The organism is Terriglobus sp. YAF25 (assembly GCF_052113305.1).
Classification (GTDB): Bacteria; Acidobacteriota; Terriglobia; order Terriglobales; family Acidobacteriaceae; genus Terriglobus.
In genome coordinates this window covers 1-3,402 of the sequence record NZ_JBFRCY010000518.1, presented here as the reverse complement: position 1 = coordinate 3,402, position 3,402 = coordinate 1, and the positions used below count along the sequence as shown (strand labels likewise).

Below are 3,402 nucleotides of genomic sequence, written 5' to 3'. Positions count from 1 at the left end.
GTCTTGGATTCTCCGGCGAGCGAGGCCGGCACCTGTGAATGCGTTGCCATTCCGTCTCTGATGATATCAGCCCGTCCGGAAGTAAATGACACTCCCTAATGGTTTGCGGTTGGAAGTTCCCGTTTATCCCAGACCATGGCATCGAATCGGTGRCGGGCGTGGAAGCCGAGATCCTCATACAAACGGACGGCAGAAGTGTTTTCTTCGGTGACCGTAAGGGTAATGGCTTCATATCCACGCTGCCGCAGGCCGGCTGCCGCCTTCTGGATCAGCATGCGGCCATAGCCCTGTCCGCGCAGCCGGGGAGCGATACAGAGCTGCGTAATATGCGCCACGTGGTCGCAGACGCGGGAGCAGAGGATCATGCCCTCGAGCGTGCCTCCGTCGGGGTCGAGCATCACCCAGGACGACTCCGCATCGAAGACACCGCAGCCCGGAAAACGGACGATGTTATGCAGAAAGCGCAACGATCCGTGCAGAGACCGGTACTGGTCGTTGATGGAAGCGTCCAGGTGGCCGCGGTAAGTACGATGGATCAGCTCGCCCGCCGGCTGGAAGTGGGCATTGACCCACTGCCGCAGGGTCAGCTGTTCGGGAAGCCTGTGCTCCGGATGAGTCGCGGGCAGGGCTGCGTTCTGCTTCAGGTCGCAGTGCAGGAAGAGCCGTGGGTGAACGCGGAAGCCGGTAGCCAGAAACGGCGCTGCCAGGGATCCCGCCGGATGCAGCAACAACTGCGACTCCACACGCTGTACCTGCGGCGAGTGCTGCAGGGTCTCGATGAGATGGGTCAGCAGCCGATGCTCGATATCCTTGGCGCTCTCAGATTGCGTGGCGTGGGCGAAGGTATCTCCAACGACGGCCTTATCGCCTTCATAGACGCTGAAGGTATAGCCGCAGACATTCCCATTGTCGAGCGCGACGTAGCCGGGCAGGATGCGGGCATCCAGATACTGCAGCAGCAGCTCGATCGAGGTAGAGTAGTCCCACTCCAGCAGGTCTCTCCACTGCCGCGCTTCTTCTTCCAGAAGAGATCGAAGCTGACGGCCGGAGTAGTGCCGAAGGTCAAGCAGGTCGAGTTGTGCGGCTGCGCTCACAGGTCGTTTGGGYCTTGCAGCAGCTTAGCGGAGTTAACGCCGATTGTGTACGGAAGGTTTTTCCGAAAGGTTTGCGGTCTGGGTTCCCGCGGAGACGCGGTAGACGGCCAGCCCCTGCCACTCATAGAGGAAAAGCGGCGTGTAGAGGCGTCCGGCGAGGATCGTGGAAAGCTGGGGAATGTCGCGTTCGCGCAGGACCAGGATGTGCTGTTCCTGGGGAATCTCGGCGATGATGGTCACCTTCTCCGTCGCACTTTCTTCATGGAAATAATGGCGGAGCGGCTGGTTCCGGTAGAACGCCAGGCCGTAGTCCATATCGCGGCGGATGTGATAGGTCGCCAGCGTGGGAATATCGGGTGCTTCCTGGGCGATACGCTCCGCCAGGGGCCGGGCGGAGTAGTTGGCATCCAGCAGCCAGCCGTTCATCCGCAACAGGAAGAAAAGCATTGCCAGAACCGGCGCCAGGGTGACGGTGCGCAGATACTTTGTTCCCCAGCGGAGGACGGTCAGGCAGATGGCGGCCCCGGTAACCGCTGCCCAAAGTGCCGCCCAGAAGATGGTTTTGGCCGCCGGGACAAAGCGCTCGTAGATCATGTACTGCGGGCAGAGCAGAAGCACAAACGTCATCGTTGAAACGACGAGAGCGTGTCCGCCAAGCATCCACCACTTGAGCTTGTACTGCCGTATGCGGTACAGGTAGTCGCCCGTCAGGATGGTGATGGGTGCGATGGCCGGCAGAATGTAGCCAGGGAGCTTGGAGCCGGAGAAGGTGAAGAAGAGCACTGGGAAGATGGCCCAGATGACCAGGAACTCCGGGAAGGCATCGCCCGGGCGCGTATTGCCGACGTAGCGAACCCGGTTATGGCGTACCCTCCACTCCGCAACCGAGATCTGGATAGAGTCCACCATGGCGCGGAGGCTCATTACCGTCCAGGGCATCAGGCCCAGGATCAGTACGACCAGGTAGTAGTAGATCGGCTGGTGGTGCTGGTAGCGATCGGTAGCGAAGCGCTCAAGATTGTGCTGCAGGAAGAAGAGCCGGTAGAAGTCCGGATTACGGAGCTGTACGGCGATGAACCACGGCAGCACCATCGCCAGGTAGAGAGCCACTCCCGGCAGCCAGATGGTGCGGCGCACGATGTTCCATTCCCGCCGCAAACCCGCAAACAGCAGCAGGATACAGAGGATCATGAAGGGCGCTATGGGGCCCTTGGCCAAGGTTGCTGCCCCGCCGAAGAAGTAGAGGTCGAAGAGCCAGAACTTCTTGCCCGTCTCATACCAGGCGTACCAGCCGAGCATGCCGATGGAAAACGGCGCGGCCAGTTGCATGTCTGTAGAAGCGCCGCGGGCGAAGGCCACCATCGCGATACAGGAGGCGGTAATCAAGGCCGCGTCCAGATGCCCGCCCGGACGGAAACGTCGCATATGCAGGTAGATCAGCAGGATAAGAGCGAAGGTGGCGGTCGTGGAGGGCAGACGGGCCGACCAGTCGGAGATGCCGAACTCTTTAAAGAAGCTCATGGCGCGCCAGTAATAGAGCGCCGGTTTTTCCAGCCAGGGAACGCCGTAAAGAATAGGAGTAATGGCGCCCGCGGTCAGGCAGTGGTAGCTGGCCGTCAGGTCTTTCCAGGCCAGGCTGTGGGGCCGGACGGTGGTGTGCAGGGCGTGGCACTCGGCTGAGTGAACCTGCAGCATCTCGCGGGCTACCTGCGCGTAACGGGGCTCGTCTGCACCGACCAGGCCCAGCTCGGTTCGACTGATATTCAGATGTCCGATGCGGAGCGGAATCAGGCCAAAAGCCAGCAGCCAGGAGGCCACCAGGAAAAGGACAACCAGCTCCTGTGTGGCAGAAAAAGCCTCAGCGGTTCGCAGCCGGTGAAGCCACCGGCGTACGCCATCGTTGGGCGGAGTCATCTCGGCTTTGTCGCGCAATGAAAACTAGGCTAACAGAGTTCGGCTTGAAGGCGTTTGACGACCCGATCAATGACTGTTTCGAGGTCGCCGTCGACTGTGCAGCCGCTGGCGGTCAGGTGCCCGCCGCCACCGAAGTGCTCAGCCACCCGGGCCACATTGGCGCGTCCTTTACTGCGGATACTGAGCCGGAACTGCGGCGGAACTCCGTTCCCGTTGGTCCGTGGCAGCTCCCGCAGGAAAACGGCACAGTCGATGCCTGCGATGGAGATGAGGTAGTTCACCACGCCTTCGCAGTCCTCTTCCTGGGCAGCGCTTTCCAGCATGTCTTCCAGGGTGATCCACGCCCAGGCAAGTTTGTCCTGGATATTAAGTTTGGAGAGGGCGGCTCCAAGGA

General features: G+C 60.9%; 3 protein-coding genes. All 3 read right to left on the bottom strand.

Annotated features, from left to right (window positions below; all coding sequences use genetic code 11):
* Positions 1-95: 95 nt before the first annotated feature.
* Positions 96-1,094: a GNAT family N-acetyltransferase gene (locus tag AB4043_RS19230; protein ID WP_442300154.1), complete on the bottom strand. Its 999-nt coding sequence runs from the start codon at positions 1,092-1,094 to the stop codon at positions 96-98.
* A 33-nt stretch (positions 1,095-1,127) separates the two neighbouring features.
* Complete coding sequence (locus AB4043_RS19225) at positions 1,128-3,008, bottom strand: ArnT family glycosyltransferase (protein ID WP_442300153.1); 1,881 nt, start codon at positions 3,006-3,008, stop codon at positions 1,128-1,130.
* 29 nt (positions 3,009-3,037) lie between these two features.
* A partial coding sequence (locus AB4043_RS19220) for a DHH family phosphoesterase (RefSeq protein ID WP_442307798.1) occupies positions 3,038-3,402 on the bottom strand: 365 nt, incomplete at its 5' end.